The organism is Lysinibacillus sp. G4S2 (assembly GCF_030348505.1).
Taxonomy (GTDB): Bacteria; Bacillota; Bacilli; order Bacillales_A; family Planococcaceae; genus Lysinibacillus.
The window spans coordinates 50,474-71,922 of record NZ_JAUCFJ010000002.1; the positions used below are offsets into that span (position 1 = coordinate 50,474).

Below are 21,449 nucleotides of genomic sequence, written 5' to 3' on the forward strand. Positions count from 1 at the left end.
CGGTATAGTAAAGAAAAGATTTTATAAAAAAAGCATGTATCATTCGGCAACGCTATGAACGAATGCTTTAACTGTTGAAGGAGAACTTGAAATTTGAATCTTTTCAACAATAATGCTTTTGATTAAGCTTAACTATTAAAACAATATTTTTCGTAACAAATAAAAAAATACCACAACCTAAGTGGAAGTGGTATCAAGTAAGTGTTACATATAATTTTTTTTGGCAAAAAAAAACGGCTACATTCGTAGTCGGAATTTTAAAAATGGAGGAGGTAGAGGGATTCGAACCCCCGCGCGGTGTTACCCGCCTGTCGGTTTTCAAGACCGATCCCTTCAGCCAGACTTGGGTATACCTCCATACTATATAGTACTGCATGTCTTTTCGACAAAACTTAATTTATCATGTTTTTAAATCCACGTCAACATATTTTTATGTTTTTTATAAAAATTGTTTATTTACATTGCAGATAGATTATTCCACATAAATATTGTGTGTATTAAGTTGCAATTTATGAAAACAGTCAGTATACTAGTTATTGCCGTGCTAGGTGGGAAGGTAGCGGTGTCCTGTAACTCGCAATCCGCTCTAGCGAGACTGAATTCCTTTTTCGAGGCTGTCCGTATTGTTTGGTCTGCCTTTTGCACGTAGTGTTGACGATTGGGTCCTGCGCAATGGATACCCATGAACCATGTCAGGTCCGGAAGGAAGCAGCATTAAGTGGTCTTATTCATGTGCCGCGGGGTTGCCTAATCTGAGCTAACGACAAGAGTAACGCTTATGTGCGGCTGTCGAAGAAAGGTGCACGGCATTAAATTGCCAATTCATACGCATCCGTCTACAATAGGCGGATGCGTTTTTTTTATTAGTTTATATTTTATATAGAGGTAAATGCTCGACAACCTTGCTAAAACCTGGCTTGGTAGTCAGTCAGCAGAAAGGGAGGGGCAGTCTCTAGAACTTTTGAGGAAGGTACACATTGTGTCTCACCCCAACATTTGATGTAGAGCTGTAGTGTTATAAGAGAATCGTCTCAAATTTCTAAAAAAACAGTGTCACTATTTTATAAATAATATGGCAAATGCTATAATAGAACTATTCTATATAATGAAGAAGAGGAGAGGAAATCATTGACGTATCAAGCATTTTACCGTGTGTATCGACCGCAATCATTTCGAGAAATGTCTGGCCAAGCACATGTCAAAAGAACGCTACAAAATGCTCTCCTAGCGAATAAAACAACACATGCTTATTTGTTTTCTGGCCCACGTGGTACGGGGAAAACAAGTACAGCTAAAATTTTTGCAAAAGCTTTAAATTGTGAGCATGCACCATCAAGCGAGCCTTGTAATGAATGTGCTACTTGTTTAAGTATTACAGACGGATCACACCCAGATGTTATTGAATTTGACGCGGCGTCTAATTCTCGCGTTGAAGAAATACGAGACATCATAGAGAAAGTTCGATTTGCTCCTGCAAGTAGCAGATATAAAGTGTATATCATTGATGAAGTACATATGCTTTCCACAAGTGCTTTCAATGCCCTTTTAAAGACATTAGAAGAACCACCTTCTCATGCTGTATTTATTTTAGCAACGACAGAGCCTCACAAATTGCCTGCAACGATTATTTCACGTTGCCAGCGTTTTGATTTTAAGCGTCTTTCGACCAACGATATTATTGAGCGCATGAAAGTTGTATTAGAGGATATTGAGTTGCCATATGAGGAACAAGGTCTGAAGGTAATCGCACAATCAGCAGCTGGTGGTATGCGTGATGCTTTAAGCTTATTAGATCAGGTCGTATCCTTCAGCGGAGAAAAACTAAAGCTTGAGGATGCATTACTTGTTACTGGTTCCATCAGCCAGGAAGTGTTCTATGAATTAGCAGAAGCTCTAAAAGTAAAAGATGTCGCGCAAATGCTAGCGCTATTAGAACAACTTATTGCCGATGGAAAAGACCCTCTTCGCCTTTCAGAGGACCTGATTACATTTTTCCGAGACTTATTATTACTGCAAACAAGTGATGATTTGGCTGAATTATTAGAGTTAGTGTCTCCAGAGGAGCGAGTGTTTACATTAGCGCATGATTTTGCACCGGATTTGTTATATGGCTACATTGATATTTTAGCGAAAACACAACAAGAAATGCGGTTCTCCCACCATACAAAGATTTACTTAGAAACGGCGCTACTTAAAATGGTGCAGTTTTCGGGTGGGGTAGTTAGTCAAACTGCCACTTCTGGTGAGGCAGTTATGAGTCCTGAGCTCGCTCGAAAGATCGTGGCACTTGAGCAAATGGTGCAACAACTATCAGCGCAATTACAAGCTGGTGGTCCAATGCAAACGACACAGGCGCCAAAAGAGCAACGTCCACGAGCTAAAAGTCCGAATGGCTATAAAGCACCAACAGGTCGTATTCAAGAGGTGCTAAAGGATGCAACAAAACAAGATGTGCAACGTATTAAATCGGTTTGGGCACAAGCGTTAAGCCAAATGCAAAAATCTCAGTCCGCTCTTTTAGCAGAAGCTGAACCTGTTGCGGCATCTTCAAGTGCTTTTGTGTTAAAATTCAAGTATGATATTCATTGTCAAATGGTTGCTGATAATCAATCCCTAAAAGCTCAATTCACACAATTAATTGCAGGGCAAACCGGTACTACGTACGAAATGCTTTGTACGCCTGAAGAGACCTGGTTAAAATTACGTGAAGAGTTTATTCGTGATCATGGCATGCAGCAGCAAAAAAAATCTCAGGATGAGTCCGGTCATGAAGTGGAATTATTAGAACCACCGGCAGAAGAGCCGTTTATCGACGATGCTCAACCACTTGCTTCACAAGATCCACTTGTGACGGAAGCGGAAAAGCTATTTGGTAAAGATTTTATTGAAATTGTTGAAGATTAATCATTTAGGAGGAATACGTTTATGCGTGGAATGGGAAATATGCAAGGTATGATGAAAAAAATGCAAAAAATGCAAAAGGAAATGATGGAAGCTCAAGAGGCTTTAAATGCAGAGCAATTTGAAGGCGCAGCTGGTGGCGGTATGGTGAAAGTATCTGTAACTGGTCAACGTGAAGTCGTAGAAGTAAATCTTGATCCATCAGTAGTAGATCCAGATGATATCGAAATGCTACAAGATTTAATTGTTATTGCTACAAATGAAGCATTGAAAAAAGTAGATGAAAAAACAAATGCAACAATGGGTAAATTCACTCAGGGCATGAACCTTCCATTCTAGGAGGTAAATAAATGTACTACCCAGAACCAATATCGAAACTAATTGATAGCTTTATGAAATTGCCAGGTATCGGGCCGAAAACCGCGGCCCGTCTGGCGTTTTTTGTATTAACAATGAAAGAGGATGACGTTTTATCCTTTTCCAAAGCATTAATTGATGCTAAACGAAATTTAAGCTACTGCTCCGTATGTGGCAACATAACTGATGTAGATCCATGCCATATCTGTACCGACAAACAACGAAATCATTCTATTATTTGTGTTGTTCAAGATACAAAAGATGTGATTGCAATGGAGAAAATGCGTGATTTCAATGGTATGTATCACGTATTACAGGGAGCTATTTCACCTATGGATGGTATTGGTCCAGAGGATATTAATGTCGCTTCACTGCTAGTTCGTTTACAAGATGAGACTGTTCAGGAGCTTATTTTAGCTACGAATTCAACTATCGAGGGTGAGGCAACGGCTATGTATATTTCTCGTCTAGTGAAGCCATCGGGTATTCGAACAACACGTATTGCCCACGGACTACCAGTAGGTGGAGATTTAGAATATGCAGATGAAGTTACGTTGTCGAAGGCAATGGAAGGTCGCCGAGAATTGTGAGTGAGGGATTAATATGTTCTTCCGCAGTAAAGGGAAATTAAAAAAAGAATTCGATGACAAGCTTGTAAATCTTATAAAAGAAACAAAAGAGGATTTACAGCAGGCGAAGATAATTGAGGAATTAGTAGATGACTATGATTTAGAAGTAATTGCTCAACGAAAAGCAACTGAGAGTATACATTATTATTTATTCAAGGAAGCTAGAATTCGGAGAGTATTAATTAAATAATAGTTTTTCAACTTATTTTAGCGGGTGTCCAAACATCCGCTGAAATAGAGGAACTCAGGACGTAATTATGCCGAGGTATAATTGATATTCATAGAAGCAAAACAGTAAACATAAACTTTCGTAATTATATTCTTAAGGGGGAAACCATGTGTCGTGGTTCGTAATTATGAGTTTTTGTGTGCCTGTAGTGCTTCTTTTTCTTTATATAATAATAAGACATGCTAAAATGGGTAAAATATTAGAAGGAATGTCTGTGTTTTGGTTTAGATTTGCTTTTGCTTTTCTTCTATTATTCATTATTCATTTGGGTATAGGGTATGCCGGCTATAATGTACCCATTAATCTATTTTCTGTGTTAACAATTGCTATATTAGGTATTCCGGGTGTATTAGGAATAACTGCTTTAATATTATTTTTATAAAACACTTGCAATACAAAAATATTGTGGTATAGTAATAAGAGTCGCTAAGATAACTAGTGAAAAACAAATGAATTAAAGAAATAATTTAGTTGTTGACATCTAGTTGAAGGCGTGATATTATATAAGAGTTGCTGTTGCGAAACGGTAACGAGATGAACCTTGAAAACTGAACAAGCAAAACGTAATCAATAAAGTTTTTAGTAGCTAACCTTGAGTTGGTGAACGAAACAAAATTTTGGACATCAAACATGATGCCAGCAAAACAATTTGAGCTAATCAAATTTCTTTTTATGGAGAGTTTGATCCTGGCTCAGGACGAACGCTGGCGGCGTGCCTAATACATGCAAGTCGAGCGAACAGAGAAGGAGCTTGCTCCTTTGACGTTAGCGGCGGACGGGTGAGTAACACGTGGGCAACCTACCTTATAGTTTGGGATAACTCCGGGAAACCGGGGCTAATACCGAATAATCTATTTTACCTCATGGTGAAATACTGAAAGACGGTTTCGGCTGTCGCTATAAGATGGGCCCGCGGCGCATTAGCTAGTTGGTGAGGTAACGGCTCACCAAGGCGACGATGCGTAGCCGACCTGAGAGGGTGATCGGCCACACTGGGACTGAGACACGGCCCAGACTCCTACGGGAGGCAGCAGTAGGGAATCTTCCACAATGGGCGAAAGCCTGATGGAGCAACGCCGCGTGAGTGAAGAAGGTTTTCGGATCGTAAAACTCTGTTGTAAGGGAAGAACAAGTACAGTAGTAACTGGCTGTACCTTGACGGTACCTTATTAGAAAGCCACGGCTAACTACGTGCCAGCAGCCGCGGTAATACGTAGGTGGCAAGCGTTGTCCGGAATTATTGGGCGTAAAGCGCGCGCAGGCGGTCCTTTAAGTCTGATGTGAAAGCCCACGGCTCAACCGTGGAGGGTCATTGGAAACTGGGGGACTTGAGTGCAGAAGAGGAAAGTGGAATTCCAAGTGTAGCGGTGAAATGCGTAGAGATTTGGAGGAACACCAGTGGCGAAGGCGACTTTCTGGTCTGTAACTGACGCTGAGGCGCGAAAGCGTGGGGAGCAAACAGGATTAGATACCCTGGTAGTCCACGCCGTAAACGATGAGTGCTAAGTGTTAGGGGGTTTCCGCCCCTTAGTGCTGCAGCTAACGCATTAAGCACTCCGCCTGGGGAGTACGGTCGCAAGACTGAAACTCAAAGGAATTGACGGGGGCCCGCACAAGCGGTGGAGCATGTGGTTTAATTCGAAGCAACGCGAAGAACCTTACCAGGTCTTGACATCCCGTTGACCACTGTAGAGATATGGTTTTCCCTTCGGGGACAACGGTGACAGGTGGTGCATGGTTGTCGTCAGCTCGTGTCGTGAGATGTTGGGTTAAGTCCCGCAACGAGCGCAACCCTTGATCTTAGTTGCCATCATTTAGTTGGGCACTCTAAGGTGACTGCCGGTGACAAACCGGAGGAAGGTGGGGATGACGTCAAATCATCATGCCCCTTATGACCTGGGCTACACACGTGCTACAATGGACGATACAAACGGTTGCCAACTCGCGAGAGGGAGCTAATCCGATAAAGTCGTTCTCAGTTCGGATTGTAGGCTGCAACTCGCCTACATGAAGCCGGAATCGCTAGTAATCGCGGATCAGCATGCCGCGGTGAATACGTTCCCGGGCCTTGTACACACCGCCCGTCACACCACGAGAGTTTGTAACACCCGAAGTCGGTGGGGTAACCTTTTGGAGCCAGCCGCCGAAGGTGGGATAGATGATTGGGGTGAAGTCGTAACAAGGTAGCCGTATCGGAAGGTGCGGCTGGATCACCTCCTTTCTAAGGATATTTTCGGAATACAAACCTAGGGTTTGTAAGATTACGTTTTGCGTTCAGTTTTGAAGGTTCATTCTTACGAATGAAACACTTCAAAACTTGTTCTTTGAAAACTGGATAAAACGACATTGAAATTGTAACAAACACATTAATTTTTTAAGTTTTTTTATAGGCTTAATAACTTGGTTAAGTTATTAAGGGCGCACGGCGAATGCCTTGGCACTAGGAGCCGAAGAAGGACGGCACTAACACCGATATGCTTCGGGGAGCTGTAAGTGAGCTTTGATCCGGAGATTTCCGAATGGGGGAACCCACTACGTTTAATCGCGTAGTATCTTGACGTGAATTCATAGCGTCTTGAAGGCAGACCCAGGGAACTGAAACATCTAAGTACCTGGAGGAAGAGAAAGAAAAATCGATTCCCTGAGTAGCGGCGAGCGAAACGGGAAGAGCCCAAACCAAGAGGCTTGCCTCTTGGGGTTGTAGGACACTCTATACGGAGTTACAAAAGAGCGAGTTAGATGAAGCGACTTGGAAAGGTCCGCCAGAGCAGGTAAAAGCCCTGTAGTCGAAAGTTCGTTCTCTCCTGAGTGGATCCTGAGTACGGCGGAACACGTGAAATTCCGTCGGAATCCGGGAGGACCATCTCCCAAGGCTAAATACTACCTAGTGACCGATAGTGAACCAGTACCGTGAGGGAAAGGTGAAAAGCACCCCGGAAGGGGAGTGAAAGAGATCCTGAAACCGTGTGCCTACAAGTAGTTAGAGCCCGTTAATGGGTGATAGCGTGCCTTTTGTAGAATGAACCGGCGAGTTACGATTACGTGCGAGGTTAAGCTTTAGAAGGCGGAGCCGCAGCGAAAGCGAGTCTGAATAGGGCGAATTAGTACGTGGTCGTAGACCCGAAACCAGGTGATCTACCCATGTCCAGGGTGAAGGTGAGGTAACACTTACTGGAGGCCCGAACCCACGCACGTTGAAAAGTGCGGGGATGAGGTGTGGGTAGCGGAGAAATTCCAATCGAACTTGGAGATAGCTGGTTCTCTCCGAAATAGCTTTAGGGCTAGCCTCGTGATGAGAATACTGGAGGTAGAGCACTGTTTGGACTAGGGGGCCATCCCGGTTTACCGAATTCAGACAAACTCCGAATGCCAGATATTTATACACGGGAGTCAGACTGCGAGTGATAAGATCCGTAGTCAAAAGGGAAACAGCCCAGACCACCAGCTAAGGTCCCAAAGTAATCGTTAAGTGGAAAAGGATGTGGCGTTGCACAGACAACCAGGATGTTGGCTTAGAAGCAGCCATCATTTAAAGAGTGCGTAATAGCTCACTGGTCGAGTGACGCTGCGCCGAAAATGTATCGGGGCTAAACGATTCACCGAAGCTGTGGATTGACATCTATGATGTCAGTGGTAGGAGAGCGTTCTAAGTGCGTTGAAGTCAGATCGGAAGGACTGGTGGAGCGCTTAGAAGTGAGAATGCCGGTATGAGTAGCGAAAGACGGGTGAGAATCCCGTCCACCGTATGACTAAGGTTTCCTGAGGAAGGCTCGTCCGCTCAGGGTTAGTCGGGACCTAAGCCGAGGCCGATAGGCGTAGGCGATGGACAACAGGTTGATATTCCTGTACCACCTCCTCACCGTTTGAGAAATGGGGGGACGCAGTAGGATAGGGTAAGCGCGCCGTTGGTTGTGCGCGTCCAAGCAGTAAGGCGTGTGTGTAGGCAAATCCGCACACTGTAACGTTGAGCTGTGATGGCGAGTCCGTATGGACGAAGTTCCTGATTTCACACTGCCAAGAAAAGCCTCTATCGAGGTGAGAGGTGCCCGTACCGCAAACCGACACAGGTAGTCGAGGAGAGAATCCTAAGGTGTGCGAGAGAACTCTCGTTAAGGAACTCGGCAAAATGACCCCGTAACTTCGGGAGAAGGGGTGCTCTTGAGCGTGCAAGCGCATGAGAGCCGCAGTGAATAGGCCCAGGCGACTGTTTAGCAAAAACACAGGTCTCTGCAAAACCGTAAGGTGACGTATAGGGGCTGACGCCTGCCCGGTGCTGGAAGGTTAAGAGGAGTGGTTAGCGCAAGCGAAGCTGCGAATTGAAGCCCCAGTAAACGGCGGCCGTAACTATAACGGTCCTAAGGTAGCGAAATTCCTTGTCGGGTAAGTTCCGACCCGCACGAAAGGCGTAACGATCTGGGCACTGTCTCAACGAGAGACTCGGTGAAATTATAGTACCTGTGAAGATGCAGGTTACCCGCGACAGGACGGAAAGACCCCGTGGAGCTTTACTGTAGCCTGATATTGAATTTTGGTACAACTTGTACAGGATAGGTAGGAGCCAGAGATCTCGGAGCGCCAGCTTCGAAGGAGGCGTCGGTGGGATACTACCCTGGTTGTATTGAAATTCTAACCCATGCCCCTTAGCGGGGTAGGAGACAGTGTCAGGCGGACAGTTTGACTGGGGCGGTCGCCTCCTAAAAGGTAACGGAGGCGCCCAAAGGTTCCCTCAGAATGGTTGGAAATCATTCGTAGAGTGTAAAGGCACAAGGGAGCTTGACTGCGAGACCTACAAGTCGAGCAGGGTCGAAAGACGGGCTTAGTGATCCGGTGGTTCCGCATGGAAGGGCCATCGCTCAACGGATAAAAGCTACCCCGGGGATAACAGGCTTATCTCCCCCAAGAGTCCACATCGACGGGGAGGTTTGGCACCTCGATGTCGGCTCATCGCATCCTGGGGCTGTAGTCGGTCCCAAGGGTTGGGCTGTTCGCCCATTAAAGCGGTACGCGAGCTGGGTTCAGAACGTCGTGAGACAGTTCGGTCCCTATCCGTCGTGGGCGTAGGAAATTTGAGAGGAGCTGTCCTTAGTACGAGAGGACCGGGATGGACACACCGCTGGTGTACCAGTTGTCTTGCCAAAGGCATCGCTGGGTAGCTATGTGTGGACGGGATAAGTGCTGAAAGCATCTAAGCATGAAGCCCCCCTCAAGATGAGATTTCCCATTACGCAAGTAAGTAAGATCCCTCAAAGACGATGAGGTAGATAGGTTCGAGGTGGAAGTGTGGTGACACATGGAGCTGACGAATACTAATCGATCGAGGACTTAACCACAATGTTTGAAACATTCAATGCACCGTTTATCCAGTTTTGAAAGAACAATTATTCTTTCATCAAGGGTTTCAAGATACGAGTAGTTCGAGGAAGAGATGGAGAGAGGAAAGGAGCGTACTCAAGTACGTGACTGACTGAACGACAGAAGCTGACGAAGAAATGCGACGTATATTGAAAGCCGAAAATAGTCTAGTGATGATGGCAAAGAGGTCACACCCGTTCCCATACCGAACACGGAAGTTAAGCTCTTTAGCGCCGATGGTAGTTGGGGGCTTCCCCCTGTGAGAGTAGGACGTCGCTAGGCACACAGCAGCCACTGAGAAATCAGTGGTTTTTTTGTATTCTTTCAAGGCTAAACAATTATGTATATTTAAACTTAGGTCCACTACTAAACCCTAAAAATGTTAGAATTTAATTGATTTGGCTCATCACCAAAAGTTGTGGATGACATTTTTAAAAATAAATGCGCTGTATATTAGTTGACATTCGTTCCGGCTGAGAGACTCCTTGGAGATTAGCGCCACAGATGAGACTCTGGAGCGAGCAAAGCGGCTCATCGGACGCCACCAGGAAGCTCTGCTCTGCGCGAAAGCGTAGCGTCAGCAACAAAGCGCCCAGTCGGAACGGGAATCAACCACACGCTATGGTGAAGAGCCATTGATTTAACTTCTTTCAGCGGATGAACAAATAAAGGGGTGTATTGAAATGGCTACGGGGTTATATTGCGAAGATATTCAAATTGAGAAAGTAAGGTTGCAGGAGTTTATTCAAAATAAAGAAGAATGGGCTGCACTTATACCAGGTTATTTACATCATGAATTTCCTAATGAACAAAATATGATTTGGGTATTTCAAGGGGATTTTGGAATTATCCAAAAAGCTGTAAAGGTTGAATTAAAGTGTAAAGAGTCCAATCCTAATCAAGTTATGTTTGATTTAATAGGTTTATCAGATCCGATAAATGGTGATGGTTTTTTTGAAATAAAACAGAATCAGGACGGATCATGTCAGCTCATTGGTAATTTAACGATGAAAGCAAGCGGTTTTTTAGCTGGGATGATGAATCCAGTATTAGAAAAATTCGTGCCACAATTAGTGGAACAACTAGTACAAGAAATGGCGGTCAAGGCTAGTAAATAATATAACTTTAAGGAGACAAGAATAATTTCTCTTGTGAATAAGATATAAATATTATTGATCAGGTGCAAAAGCTATCCTATTTGGTAGGATAGCTTTTTTATCATGCTATAATTTCGTATAATTAAATAAGAATATAACGGAAATGGGTGTTTTGTTTTGCAAAAGAAAAAGCCGATTGTAGAAGGATTAGAGCGCTTTAGACTACAACAAAATATTTCCTTTCATGTACCAGGGCATAAGCATGGAGAACTGTCCCATCTTCCACGAGCCTTTAAAGATGTAATGCGCTATGATGTGACTGAATTATCGGGTCTTGATGACTTACATCATCCAGAGGAAATGATATTAGAAGCAGAAAATTTGTTGGCAGATACATATGGGGCAATGAAAAGCTTCTTTTTAGTAGGTGGATCTACAGTTGGCAATTTAGCAATGATTTATGCCACATGTAAAAGAGGGGATACGATTATTGTCCAACGTAATGCACATAAGTCTATTTTTCACGCAATTGAGCTTGTTGGAGCAAAGCCTGTATTTGTTTCGCCCCTATGGGATGAACGAACATTAACTGCAACGCATGTTTCTTATAGAGATTTAAAAGAAGCTGTTGATTATTTCCCAGAGGCTCGCGCAGTAGTTTTAACATATCCTACTTACTACGGTATGACATCTAAAGAAATAGAGCAGCAGATTACGTATTGTCATGAAAAAGGTATTCCTGTTTTGGTGGATGAAGCACATGGAGCTCATTTTAGTGCATGTACCTTATTTCAACCATCAGCATTAACATTTGGTGCAGATATAGTCGTACAATCTGCACATAAAACGTTACCTGCTATGACAATGGCATCCTTTATGCATGTTAATTCAGACTTGATTGATGTAGACAAAATAAATCATTATTTACGTATGCTACAATCTAGTAGCCCATCCTATCTTTTATTAGCTTCTTTAGATGATGCACGTTATTATGTACAGACATATATGGAGAGTGACGGTGCATATATAATAGAAAAAAGGAATCAATGGGTAGAGGCATTACGGGCTATTGGCTCTTTGGAAGTTATTGAAGTAGATGATCCAATAAAATTATTGCTCCGCGTTGATGGCTATAGCGGCTTTCAATTACAGGAGGCATTAGAAGCAAAGCAAGTCTATGCAGAACTAGCAGATGCAAATCAAGTATTGCTTGTGTTACCTTTGTTGAAACAGGGACATAGCTATCCATTTGCAGAAATGCGTGTCCATATTAAGGATGCTATAACATTGTTATTAAGTACACCAAAGGCAGAAAAAATAACTGCTTCTCAAACAGCCTATAATTTTGTGGCAATTACGGAACTAGCATATACTTTTGATGAAATTGAAAAGTCGGAAAAAGAATGGTTGCCGTATATGCGTACAATGGGACGTATTTCTGCAAGTATGATTATTCCGTATCCACCAGGCATTCCATTGCTTGTTCCGGGTGAAAAAATAACAGTAGCAAAGCTGAGTCAGCTTGAGGAATTACTAGCTACTGGTGCGACGTTCCAAGGAAATCACCGTTTAGAAGAAAAATTGATTGAGGTCATTAAATAGTTGGAGGCAATAACAGCATGAATTGCAATTTATTTATTACATTTGAAGGTCCAGAGGGTGCTGGAAAAACAACGGTTATTCAAAAAATAGCTGAGCGATTTGCACAAGAAAATATTGATGTATTAGCAACAAGAGAACCTGGTGGTATTGAGATTGCTGAAAAAATTAGGACGATTATTTTAGACCCTGCTCATACAGCTATGGATGAGCGTACAGAGGCATTACTTTATGCAGCGGCGAGAAGTCAGCATTATTTTGAGAAAGTACGACCTGCTTTGGATGCGGGTAAAATGGTTATTTGCGATCGCTTTATTGATTCATCTTTAGCATACCAAGGATATGCACGAGGTATCGGCGTCGATGAAGTATTGTCTATTAATGAGTTTGCAATCGGTAAGAAGTTACCGGATGTGACAATATTATTTGATCTTGCACCAGAGGTTGGCTTAGCACGTATTCATGCTCACGGAGAGCGAGAAGTAAATCGTTTAGATGTTGAAAGTTTAGCTTTTCATAAGAAGGTTCGGGAAGGCTATTTACAGCTAGTGGAGCGTTATCCTGAGCGTATACATGTCGTCAATGCAGACCAAAATATTGAGCGTGTTGTTGAAGATGTATGGTCATTATTATATGAGGTAATGCAGTAAAAGAATGAAGTTGTCTACCACATTGTGATATAATGGTAACATCTATTATTTTAACTTCATTCAGTAGGTGTCACGAATTTCGAAAGGATGTTAGCCTGAAACACCTTCGCATCCTGCGAAAACGGCTAACTGACCTGCATCGTGCAGGCTACGGTACCATTCAAAATCTGGACGCATTGTTTATCTGCGACAGCGGCACATGTTTTCTGCAGCGAAAGCGAAGCGACAATTAACCAAGGTGAAATTTATTTAATGAGCACTATAACGCTTATTAAATAAAATTAAAATTTTCTTTAGACGTTACTGTTTAGGTAATTAAAATCTATTTAAGTGAATTTTATAAAAGGGGTGAGTGCGAATGAAGTTAGTCGTAGCTGTAGTTCAAGATCAGGATAGCAGCCGTTTATCGAATGCTTTAACGAAAAATCAGTTTCGCGCAACTAAGTTAGCGAGCACAGGAGGATTTTTACGCTCTGGAAATACGACGTTTCTTATTGGGACGGAAGACTCTCTCATACCCAAAGTTTTAGATATTATTCGTGATAATTGTCGAGCACGAGAACAAATGGTTGCACCTGTTTCACCATTAGGTGGAAATGCAGATTCCTATATACCTTATCCTGTGGAGGTAGAGGTAGGAGGAGCGACTGTTTTTGTATTACCAATTGAACAGTTTCACCATTTTTAAATCATTGCCTTTTTAAATACGAAGTAAATACATGATAAACTAGCTTTTGTGTATTTGATAAAGAAGGCAAGTGGGGGCGGAAACAGCTTGAAGATCAATCAAGATATACGTGTCGGGTTAAATACTAATCGCAAAGAGCCACTACAAAATAATAATCAAAATAACCGATTTGGAGATATGGTCGTCAAGCAAGGAACCAAACTGCAAACTGAACAGCTTACACGATTGTTAGGTGATATTTCTACAGCAGGTGACCGTGTTGCAAGATCACGTAATTTACGAGAACTTGCTCGTTTTAAAATGCTTGTTAAACGATTTTTACAAGAAACTGTAGAACATGGTATGGAATTAAAGCAATCCCATACATGGAATCGTTTTGGTGAAGGAAGACGCTTGAAAATTATTGAAACTATTGATACGCGTCTTGTGGAGCTTGCGCAAGATATTTTAGATGAAGAAAAGGAAGCAATTGACCTTCTTGATAAAATCGGTGAGATTAAAGGCTTATTAATTAATTTATATATGTAAAACCCGTGTCTTGTTCTCTTGTAGGCGCGGGCTTTTTTCAAATCTATTCAGCAGTTAATTTTACAACACTAGGTTAAGGACCTACTTGCAACTAGTATGTAACTAATCTATCTGCTCTGAAACCGCAGATTTTCTGTACTAAAAGTGAGCAATGGGAAACAATTACGGCGTGTAATTGATATAGGAAGGAATTTATAGTATGGCCAAGAATGTTGAAGAGCTATTCACACTACAACCAGTCGTAATGAAGCAGCTTCAAACGATTTTTGACAAAAATAGATTAGCGCATGCATACATTTTTGATGGCGAAAAAGGGACAGGCAAAGTAGATATTATGAAGTTTTTTGTCAAATTAATGCTATGTGAGCAACCAAATCAAAATGTTCCATGTGAAACATGTCGAAATTGCAGACGTGTTGATTCAGGCAATCATCCGAATATTCATCAAATTCATCCAGAAGGTCAATTTATAAAAATTGATCAAATACGTGAATTAATTGGTGAGATGAAGATGATGGGTGTTGAAGAAGGACGTAAGATTTATGTACTTCATCATGCAGATCGTCTTAATATTGCATCTGCAAACATGATACTTAAATTTTTAGAGGAACCTGATGGTGAGGTCACTGCGATTTTGCTAACGGAACAAATGCAGTCAATATTACCAACGATTCGTTCTCGCTGCCAGCATATTAAATTTCAGAAAATGCCTCGACATATATTGTTAAAGCATTTGCAAGATCACAATATTTCTTACTCGATGGCTTCTACAGTGAGCATGATGACGAACGAGCTCGAAACAGCGATATTTTTAGCAAATGATGAGCAGTTTGCACATGCTCGAAAAACAGTGTTAAAATTAGTAGAGGCAATTCGTCAGAATGTACATGAAGCAATGCTTGTTGTGCATGAAGAATGGTTGCCACTGTTTAAAGAAAAAGGCGAGATGGAGCAGGCATTGGATTTACTACTATTTGCTTACCGTGATATAGTGTCAATAAAAGCTAATCCCGAAGCAGCTTGTACTTATCCAGACATGTTACAGACATTTAAAGAAGCTGCATTACATTCGACTTATGAACGTCTATCTAGTCAAATGGAGTCAATTTTACAGGCACGTGCATCTTTACAGCGTAACATGAATAGGACGTTAATGATGGAGCAGTTAATGCTAAATCTGCAGGAGGGATATACATTTGTATAATGTAGTGGGGATCCGCTTTAAAAGGGCGGGTAAAATATATTATTTTGATCCAGCATCATATCTACTAGAGGACAGTCAATATGTCATTGTAGAGACAGCTCGCGGTGTAGAATATGGTAAAGTAGTTGTCCCTCAAAAGGTTGTTGGGGATAATGATGTTGTATTACCACTGAAACAAGTTCTACGACCAGCGGATGAACGTGATCGTATTCAAGTAGAGGAAAATGCTGCCGAATCAAAGCGCGCATTTGAACTAGCAAGTACAAAAATCATAGAGCATAATTTAGAAATGAAGCTCGTTGATGTTGAATATACATTTGATCGTAATAAAATCATCTTTTATTTTACAGCTGAAGGACGTGTCGATTTCAGAGATTTAGTAAAAGATTTAGCTTCGGTTTTTAGAACACGTATCGAACTTCGTCAAATTGGTGTACGCGATGAGGCGAAGTTGTTAGGTGGCATTGGCCCATGTGGCCGGATGCTTTGCTGCTCAACTTTTTTAGGCGATTTTGAGCCGGTTTCTATTAAAATGGCTAAAGATCAAAACTTATCTTTAAATCCATCCAAAATTTCAGGTCTTTGCGGTCGTTTAATGTGCTGCTTGAAGTATGAAAATGATGAATATGAGGAAGCAAAAGAGGGAATGCCTGACATTGGTGAAATGACGATGACACCAGATGGCCGTGGTAAAGTTGTAGGTTTAAATGTACTGGAAAGACTCATTCAAGTATATTTACAAGAGCAGGAGCGCACAGTAGAGTATACACTAGAAGAACTGCTAGCATGCGAAAAAAATCTTATATAAGATAGAGAATTGAACGAGGTGGCTTGGGTGAAGGACCGTAATTTCTTAGATACCGTTATGGAGTTCGAACAACAGCTCGAAGCAATGCAGGACCAATTCGGTGCATTGAAACAATTTGTAGCGTTAATGATGGAAGAACATAAGGCACTTGAAACAGAAAATCATCACCTTCGTACACGTCTAGAAGAACTACTTTCTAATGAAAATTCTGTACAGGCTACTGATGAAAAGAAAGAGAATCCGTTAGATATTGGCGAGGGCTACGATAACCTAGCACGTCTATACCAAGAAGGCTTCCATGTTTGTCATGTTCATTTCGGAAGTTCACGTAAAGGTGAAGACTGTCTGTTTTGTCTATCATTTTTAAATAAACAAAATGTGTAATAGAAGGCTGATTCCCACTATGGTGGTGTCAGTCTTTTGTTTTGTATAGTAGGAGGAAGAAATATGGAAGATTGGTTAAAGGGTGATGAACGGTTAGACTATTTATTGGCTGAGAATTTACGTATTATTCAAAGTCCCTCTGTCTTTTCGTTTTCATTGGATGCAGTGCTACTCTCAAAATTTATCAATGTCCCATATCATAAAGGGGAAATTGTAGATTTATGCTCAGGTAATGGTGTAATCCCGCTTTTTCTAAGTGCCAGAACAAAAGGACATATTACCGGAGTAGAGATTCAACCACGTTTATTTGATATGGCTGAACGAAGTATCCGTTACAACAAGTTAGAAGAGCAAATTGATATGGTTCTTGGTGATGTGAAGGAAATTCCTAAGAAGCTAGGAATCGAAAAATATGATGCAGTAACCTGTAATCCACCATATTTTTTGGCACATGAAGCCAGTGATAAAAATCTAAGTGAGCATTACGCTATTGCACGTCATGAACTATATTTAACGTTAGAGGAAGCAGTACAATCAGCAAGCAAATTATTAAAGCAAGGTGGAAAGGCGGCCTTTGTTCATCGACCTGGTCGATTATTAGATATTGTTACAGCAATGCGGGCAAATCGTTTAGAGCCTAAACGTTTACAATTTATTTACCCGAAAGAAGGTAAGGAAGCCAATACACTATTAATAGAAGGAATTAAAGACGGTAAACCTGATTTGAAAATATTACCTCCTCTGTATGTCTATAATGCCAACAATGAATACACAGCAGAAGTGAGAGAAATCCTTTATGGAAAAGAACAATAGCCATTATTTTTATGTGCTAGAATGTGCCGATCAATCTTATTACGCAGGCTATACAAATAATGTAGACAGACGTGTTGCTGTACATAATGCTGGTAAGGGAGCAAAATATACAAGAGCACGAGGACCAGTGAAATGTATTTATGTAGAGGAATTCGATACAAAACCAGAGGCAATGCGTGCAGAATATGCTTTTAAACAGTTAACACGAACGCAAAAAATGAAATATATAGGGAGGGATAAGTCATGAAATCTCAAAAAAGTACAATGCACGATCATACAGGTTGTTTATATTTAGTTGCAACACCTATTGGTAACCTAGAGGATATGAGTGTACGTGCGCTACGTATTTTAAAGGAAGCAGATATTATTGCTGCTGAGGATACACGTAATACCAAAAAGCTATGCAACTACTTTGATATAGCAACACCACTGATAAGCTATCATGAACATAATTTAGAGGTGGGAGGAGAAAAGCTATTAGCTTTCTTACGTGAAGGAAAAACAGTTGCATTAGTTAGTGATGCTGGTCTACCTTGTATTTCCGATCCTGGTGCAGATATAGTCGAAAAAGCAATCGAGGAAGACTTTCCAGTTGTGCCGGTGCCAGGTCCTAATGCTGCAATATCAGCATTAATCGCTTCCGGATTAACACCGCAGCCATTTTTCTTTTATGGATTTTTAAATCGAGGAAAAAAGGAACGTCGACAGCAATTAGAGCAACTAAAAAAACGTCAGGAAACCATTTTGTTTTATGAGGCTCCTCACCGTTTAAAGGATACCTTGAAAGATATGGAATCTATTATTGGTAATCGTCGAATCGTATTAGCTCGCGAATTAACTAAAAAATTCGAAGAGTTTTTACGTGGTACGTTGGCCGAAGCAGTGGTATGGTCACAAACAGAGGAAATTCGAGGGGAATTTTGTATTGTCCTTGAAGGAAACGAGAATGCTGAGGAAGAGAATGATGAAGAAGCCTATTGGATGACAATGTCTATTGTTGAACATGTCGATTATATGATTAATCATACAGGTGTTACATCAAAAGAAGCTATAAAAGAAGTAGCAAAACTACGTCAAGTAGCCAAGCGGGAAATCTATAACGAATACCATAGTTAATGTAAAGAAAGAGGTAGCCTTAATAGAGGCACCTCTTTTTTGTTCTATCTATTTAAATAGGTACCCCGTTACCAACAGTTCATGATGACATTTGTTAAGACGCCTGTCATGTACATAAGTTGATCTCCATTCCGGCTGGGTGACTCCTGTTGGCCCAAGCGGTTCATCGAATGCCTCCAGGATCAATCTCACGGGATATAAACCATTTAAATTGATAATAATTGTAAAAAATAGTACTCTTAATTATAAAAGGTCTGACATGGACATTATAAGGGACTTAAGAATTGGTTATATTATATTTTATTCTGTATTATTAGAGTTTCTCTTTATAAAATCAAAACACCTAAATTGCTGTTCTCAATTTAGGTGTGTAACAAATTATTTTTTTAAGTTAGATTGAATTTCTTTCACTAACATTTCTGCGCCTTCAGGACTTAAAATTAATTTGCCTCCAACTAGACGGAAGTTATCATCAGAAACTTCACCAGTTACAGCACATGTCATGTTAGGCATATATTTTTTTAAGATGATTTTGTCATCATCCACATAGATTTCTAAAGCGTCTTTTTCTGCAATACCTAATGTACGGCGTAGTTCGATAGGAATTACTACACGACCTAATTCATCTACTTTACGAACGATTCCTGTTGATTTCATAATTATTTTCCTCCTAATGTTAAAAGTTATATTGGTATTTCGTCAAATTTCGACATAATTTCTTTGTCTGATAGTTATCATACCAAGTAATGCCATAAACGTCAATAAATTAATACACTAATATTATTGCTTTGATAAAAATTTTTGAGAAGAAACAAGATATTTTGGTTTTTTTAAAAGGTTTTTATTATATATTTTAATTTATAGTAAAAAAGCTTCTTATTTAATACATTAAATGGATTGATTATATCATTCGACATTTTTCGCGCTCGATAAACTTTCAAGCAATTATGCCTCGGCAAAATTGTGTCCGGAGGCTTTAATTTCTCTCACCGGTTGTTTGGACACCCGTGAAAGAAGTTGAAACGAATTTCGTACTTCGTTAGAATAGATAGTATACTGTGAAACAATGGAGGCAGTTCTTGTGAACGAAAAAAATAAAACATTCTATATAACAACCCCTATTTACTACCCAAGTGGGAAATTTCATATTGGTACGGCGTATACAACTGTAGCATCAGATACGATTGCTCGTTATAAGCGTTTACGTGGCTACGATGTACGTTTTTTAACTGGGATGGATGAGCATGGACAAAAAATTCAAGAAAAAGCTGCGGAAGCGGGCAAACATCCTCAGGATTACGTGAATGAAATTGCAGATGCTGCAAAAAAACTATGGGCATTAATGGATATTTCATACGATGATTTTATTCAAACGACGGAAGAGCGTCATACGAAAACTGTCGAAAAGATTTTCCAAAAGTTTTTAGACAATGGTGATATTTATAAAGGTGAGTATGAAGGTTGGTACTGTACGCCGTGTGAATCATTCTTTACTGAAACACAATTAGTAGATGGTAACTGTCCAGACTGTGGTCGTCCGGTACACAAAGTGAAAGAAGAATCTTACTTCTTTAATATGAAGAAATACGCAGATCGTCTATTAGCTTATTATGAAGAAAACCTGGAATTCATTGAGCCGGAATCTCGAAAAAATGAAATGATTAACAACTTTATTAAACCAGGTCTAGAAGATTTATCTGTTTCAAGAACATCATTTGATTGGGGAATTAAAGTTCCTGGGGATCCTAAACATGTGATTTATGTGTGGGTAGATGCCTTAACTAACTATATTACATCATTAGGTTATCTTTCAGAGGATGAAACATTATTCAATAAATATTGGCCGGCAGACGTACATGTGGTTGGAAAAGATATCGTTCGCTTCCATACTATTTATTGGCCAATTTTCTTAATGGCACTAGATTTACCACTTCCTAAAAAAGTGTTTGCACATGGTTTCATAATGATGAAGGACGGAAAGATGTCTAAATCAAAGGGCAATGTTATCTATCCTGAAATGTTAATAGAACGTTATGGCTTGGATGCGACACGATACTTCCTATTACGCGAGCTACCATTTGGCTCTGATGGTGTATTCTCACCAGAATCTTTTGTTGAACGTACAAACTTCGACTTAGCAAACGATTTAGGAAATTTATTGAATCGCACAATATCAATGATTAATAAATATTTCGACGGCATTATTCCAGCTGAAAATCTTCAGTCGACAGAGTTTGATGCAGCCTTAAAAGAGCAGGCTGAATCAGTACGTATTAAATATGAAGAAAGTATGGAAAAAATGCAATTTAGTGTCGTATTAGCCGACATATGGACGCTTGTGTCGAGAACAAATAAATATATAGATGAAACTCAACCGTGGGTTCTAGCAAAAGAGGAATCAGATAAGCCAAAATTAGGCGCTGTTATGCGAAATTTGGCGGAAAGTTTACACCAAATTGCTGTCATGTTACAACCATTTATGACATCTACTCCTAAACGAATTATTGAGCAATTAGGCTTGGATGACAAATTCTTGGTATGGGAAACAATTGAAACATTCGGCAATACTATTCCAGCAAACATTAAAGTGGTAGAAAAAGGAATTCCTATTTTCCCTCGTTTAGAGAGTGAAGTTGAAATTACGTATATTCGTGAGGAAATGCGTGGTTCTGTGAAAACTCCACAAGAAGAAGAACCGAAAGACGTGCAAAAAGCTGTTGAGGTTCCAGAAATCCCAGAAATTACTATCGATGATTTTATGAAAGTTGATTTACGTGTAGCTACTGTAACAGCGTGCGAAACTATTCCGAAAGCAGACAAATTATTAAAGCTTCAAGTGGATCTTGGATATGAGCAACGGCAAGTAGTTTCAGGCATTGCAAAGTTCTATTCTCCAGATGAATTAATTGGTCAAAAAGTGATTGTAGTTACTAACTTAAAGCCAGTTAAATTACGTGGAGAATTATCACAAGGAATGATTCTAGCTGGTGAAAAAGATGGGATTTTAAAATTAGCATCAGTTGATCCAAAGCTAGAAAATGGTGCAAAAGTAAAGTAAAAAATTTTAGGAAGGCCTGCTGAATGAAAAATATTC

Annotated in this window: 18 protein-coding genes, 1 tRNA gene, 3 rRNA genes and 1 other RNA gene; 21 read left to right on the forward strand and 2 right to left on the reverse strand. The window is 40.5% G+C overall.

Annotated elements, in window-relative coordinates; genetic code table 11:
• Positions 1-264: 264 nt before the first annotated feature.
• Positions 265-357 (reverse strand) — tRNA-Ser (locus QUF91_RS00570).
• A 182-nt stretch (positions 358-539) separates the two neighbouring features.
• Between QUF91_RS00570 and ffs the strand changes: the two genes are divergently transcribed.
• The 20 genes from ffs to rsmI all read left to right on the forward strand — a co-directional run bounded on the left by ffs (position 540) and on the right by rsmI (position 18,355).
• An RNA gene (gene ffs / locus QUF91_RS00575) (signal recognition particle sRNA large type) lies at positions 540-807 on the forward strand.
• A 321-nt stretch (positions 808-1,128) separates the two neighbouring features.
• Positions 1,129-2,904 carry a DNA polymerase III subunit gamma/tau gene (gene dnaX / locus QUF91_RS00580; RefSeq protein WP_285398028.1) on the forward strand — a complete coding sequence of 592 codons (1,776 nt, stop codon included), beginning with the start codon at positions 1,129-1,131 and terminating at the stop codon, positions 2,902-2,904.
• A gap of 21 nt (positions 2,905-2,925) precedes the next feature.
• The gene (locus QUF91_RS00585; protein ID WP_079564086.1) at positions 2,926-3,240 is read left to right on the forward strand and encodes a YbaB/EbfC family nucleoid-associated protein; all 315 of its coding nucleotides are present in this window, start codon (positions 2,926-2,928) and stop codon (positions 3,238-3,240) included.
• A gap of 11 nt (positions 3,241-3,251) precedes the next feature.
• Entirely contained in the window at positions 3,252-3,848 is a 597-nt protein-coding gene (gene recR / locus QUF91_RS00590) for a recombination mediator RecR (protein ID WP_049662542.1), read from the forward strand.
• Positions 3,849-3,861: 13 nt separating this feature from the next.
• Positions 3,862-4,077: a YaaL family protein gene (locus QUF91_RS00595; RefSeq protein ID WP_285398027.1), complete on the forward strand. Its 216-nt coding sequence runs from the start codon at positions 3,862-3,864 to the stop codon at positions 4,075-4,077.
• Between the two features lie 148 nt (positions 4,078-4,225).
• Positions 4,226-4,498, forward strand: a complete 273-nt coding sequence (locus QUF91_RS00600; RefSeq protein ID WP_285398026.1) for a pro-sigmaK processing inhibitor BofA family protein — start codon at positions 4,226-4,228, stop codon at positions 4,496-4,498.
• A gap of 287 nt (positions 4,499-4,785) precedes the next feature.
• Positions 4,786-6,337 (forward strand): 16S ribosomal RNA (locus QUF91_RS00605).
• 181 nt (positions 6,338-6,518) lie between these two features.
• Positions 6,519-9,446: ribosomal RNA gene (locus QUF91_RS00610) — 23S ribosomal RNA — on the forward strand.
• Positions 9,447-9,634: 188 nt separating this feature from the next.
• Positions 9,635-9,750 (forward strand): 5S ribosomal RNA (gene rrf, locus QUF91_RS00615).
• The 16S, 23S and 5S rRNA genes sit together here, the layout of an rRNA operon.
• Before the next feature lie 401 nt (positions 9,751-10,151).
• Positions 10,152-10,586 carry an SRPBCC domain-containing protein gene (locus QUF91_RS00620; protein WP_285399915.1) on the forward strand — a complete coding sequence of 145 codons (435 nt, stop codon included), beginning with the start codon at positions 10,152-10,154 and terminating at the stop codon, positions 10,584-10,586.
• A 156-nt stretch (positions 10,587-10,742) separates the two neighbouring features.
• Positions 10,743-12,167, forward strand: coding sequence for an aminotransferase class I/II-fold pyridoxal phosphate-dependent enzyme (locus QUF91_RS00625; protein ID WP_289416475.1), 1,425 nt, complete (start codon positions 10,743-10,745; stop codon positions 12,165-12,167).
• Positions 12,168-12,184: 17 nt separating this feature from the next.
• Entirely contained in the window at positions 12,185-12,814 is a 630-nt protein-coding gene (gene tmk / locus QUF91_RS00630) for a dTMP kinase (RefSeq protein WP_285399917.1), read from the forward strand.
• A gap of 358 nt (positions 12,815-13,172) precedes the next feature.
• Positions 13,173-13,502 carry a cyclic-di-AMP receptor gene (locus QUF91_RS00635; protein WP_010857007.1) on the forward strand — a complete coding sequence of 110 codons (330 nt, stop codon included), beginning with the start codon at positions 13,173-13,175 and terminating at the stop codon, positions 13,500-13,502.
• A gap of 87 nt (positions 13,503-13,589) precedes the next feature.
• The gene (locus QUF91_RS00640) at positions 13,590-14,030 is read left to right on the forward strand and encodes a YaaR family protein (protein WP_285399920.1); all 441 of its coding nucleotides are present in this window, start codon (positions 13,590-13,592) and stop codon (positions 14,028-14,030) included.
• A gap of 199 nt (positions 14,031-14,229) precedes the next feature.
• Positions 14,230-15,234 carry a DNA polymerase III subunit delta' gene (holB, locus tag QUF91_RS00645; protein ID WP_289416476.1) on the forward strand — a complete coding sequence of 335 codons (1,005 nt, stop codon included), beginning with the start codon at positions 14,230-14,232 and terminating at the stop codon, positions 15,232-15,234.
• The gene (locus QUF91_RS00650) at positions 15,227-16,042 is read left to right on the forward strand and encodes a PSP1 domain-containing protein (RefSeq protein ID WP_285399923.1); all 816 of its coding nucleotides are present in this window, start codon (positions 15,227-15,229) and stop codon (positions 16,040-16,042) included. Before holB ends, QUF91_RS00650 begins: the two co-directional genes overlap by 8 nt.
• 27 nt (positions 16,043-16,069) lie before the next feature.
• Positions 16,070-16,426 carry a DNA replication initiation control protein YabA gene (gene yabA / locus QUF91_RS00655; protein ID WP_285399924.1) on the forward strand — a complete coding sequence of 119 codons (357 nt, stop codon included), beginning with the start codon at positions 16,070-16,072 and terminating at the stop codon, positions 16,424-16,426.
• A gap of 63 nt (positions 16,427-16,489) precedes the next feature.
• Positions 16,490-17,239 (forward strand): tRNA1(Val) (adenine(37)-N6)-methyltransferase, encoded by a 750-nt coding sequence (locus QUF91_RS00660; RefSeq protein WP_285399925.1) that lies wholly within the window; start codon positions 16,490-16,492, stop codon positions 17,237-17,239.
• On the forward strand, positions 17,223-17,486 hold the full coding sequence (locus tag QUF91_RS00665; RefSeq protein WP_285399926.1) for a GIY-YIG nuclease family protein: 264 nt from the start codon (positions 17,223-17,225) through the stop codon (positions 17,484-17,486). Before QUF91_RS00660 ends, QUF91_RS00665 begins: the two co-directional genes overlap by 17 nt.
• Positions 17,483-18,355, forward strand: a complete 873-nt coding sequence (rsmI, locus tag QUF91_RS00670; protein WP_285399928.1) for a 16S rRNA (cytidine(1402)-2'-O)-methyltransferase — start codon at positions 17,483-17,485, stop codon at positions 18,353-18,355. Before QUF91_RS00665 ends, rsmI begins: the two co-directional genes overlap by 4 nt.
• Before the next feature lie 378 nt (positions 18,356-18,733).
• On the opposite strand, the gene QUF91_RS00675 is transcribed toward rsmI, so the two are convergent.
• The gene (locus QUF91_RS00675) at positions 18,734-19,012 is read right to left on the reverse strand and encodes a transition state genes transcriptional regulator AbrB (RefSeq protein WP_004229214.1); all 279 of its coding nucleotides are present in this window, start codon (positions 19,010-19,012) and stop codon (positions 18,734-18,736) included.
• Positions 19,013-19,421: 409 nt separating this feature from the next.
• Here QUF91_RS00675 and metG point away from each other — a divergent pair, with 409 nt between their 5' ends.
• Positions 19,422-21,413, forward strand: a complete 1,992-nt coding sequence (gene metG / locus QUF91_RS00680) for a methionine--tRNA ligase (RefSeq protein WP_481817485.1) — start codon at positions 19,422-19,424, stop codon at positions 21,411-21,413.
• Positions 21,414-21,449 lie beyond the last annotated feature (36 nt).

Bases quoted from the DNA above. Each gene is read 5' to 3' on its own strand.
- QUF91_RS00585 (WP_079564086.1), top strand. From the start codon at position 2,926: ATGCGTGGAATGGGAAATATGCAAGGTATGATGAAAAAAATGCAAAAA.
- recR (WP_049662542.1), top strand. From the start codon at position 3,252: ATGTACTACCCAGAACCAATATCGAAACTAATTGATAGCTTTATGAAA.
- QUF91_RS00595 (WP_285398027.1), top strand. From the start codon at position 3,862: ATGTTCTTCCGCAGTAAAGGGAAATTAAAAAAAGAATTCGATGACAAG.
- QUF91_RS00620 (WP_285399915.1), top strand. From the start codon at position 10,152: ATGGCTACGGGGTTATATTGCGAAGATATTCAAATTGAGAAAGTAAGG.
- tmk (WP_285399917.1), top strand. From the start codon at position 12,185: ATGAATTGCAATTTATTTATTACATTTGAAGGTCCAGAGGGTGCTGGA.
- QUF91_RS00635 (WP_010857007.1), top strand. From the start codon at position 13,173: ATGAAGTTAGTCGTAGCTGTAGTTCAAGATCAGGATAGCAGCCGTTTA.
- holB (WP_289416476.1), top strand. From the start codon at position 14,230: ATGGCCAAGAATGTTGAAGAGCTATTCACACTACAACCAGTCGTAATG.
- QUF91_RS00660 (WP_285399925.1), top strand. From the start codon at position 16,490: ATGGAAGATTGGTTAAAGGGTGATGAACGGTTAGACTATTTATTGGCT.
- QUF91_RS00665 (WP_285399926.1), top strand. From the start codon at position 17,223: ATGGAAAAGAACAATAGCCATTATTTTTATGTGCTAGAATGTGCCGAT.
- rsmI (WP_285399928.1), top strand. From the start codon at position 17,483: ATGAAATCTCAAAAAAGTACAATGCACGATCATACAGGTTGTTTATAT.
- QUF91_RS00675 (WP_004229214.1), bottom strand. From the start codon at position 19,012: ATGAAATCAACAGGAATCGTTCGTAAAGTAGATGAATTAGGTCGTGTA.
- metG (WP_481817485.1), top strand. From the start codon at position 19,422: ATGGAGGCAGTTCTTGTGAACGAAAAAAATAAAACATTCTATATAACA.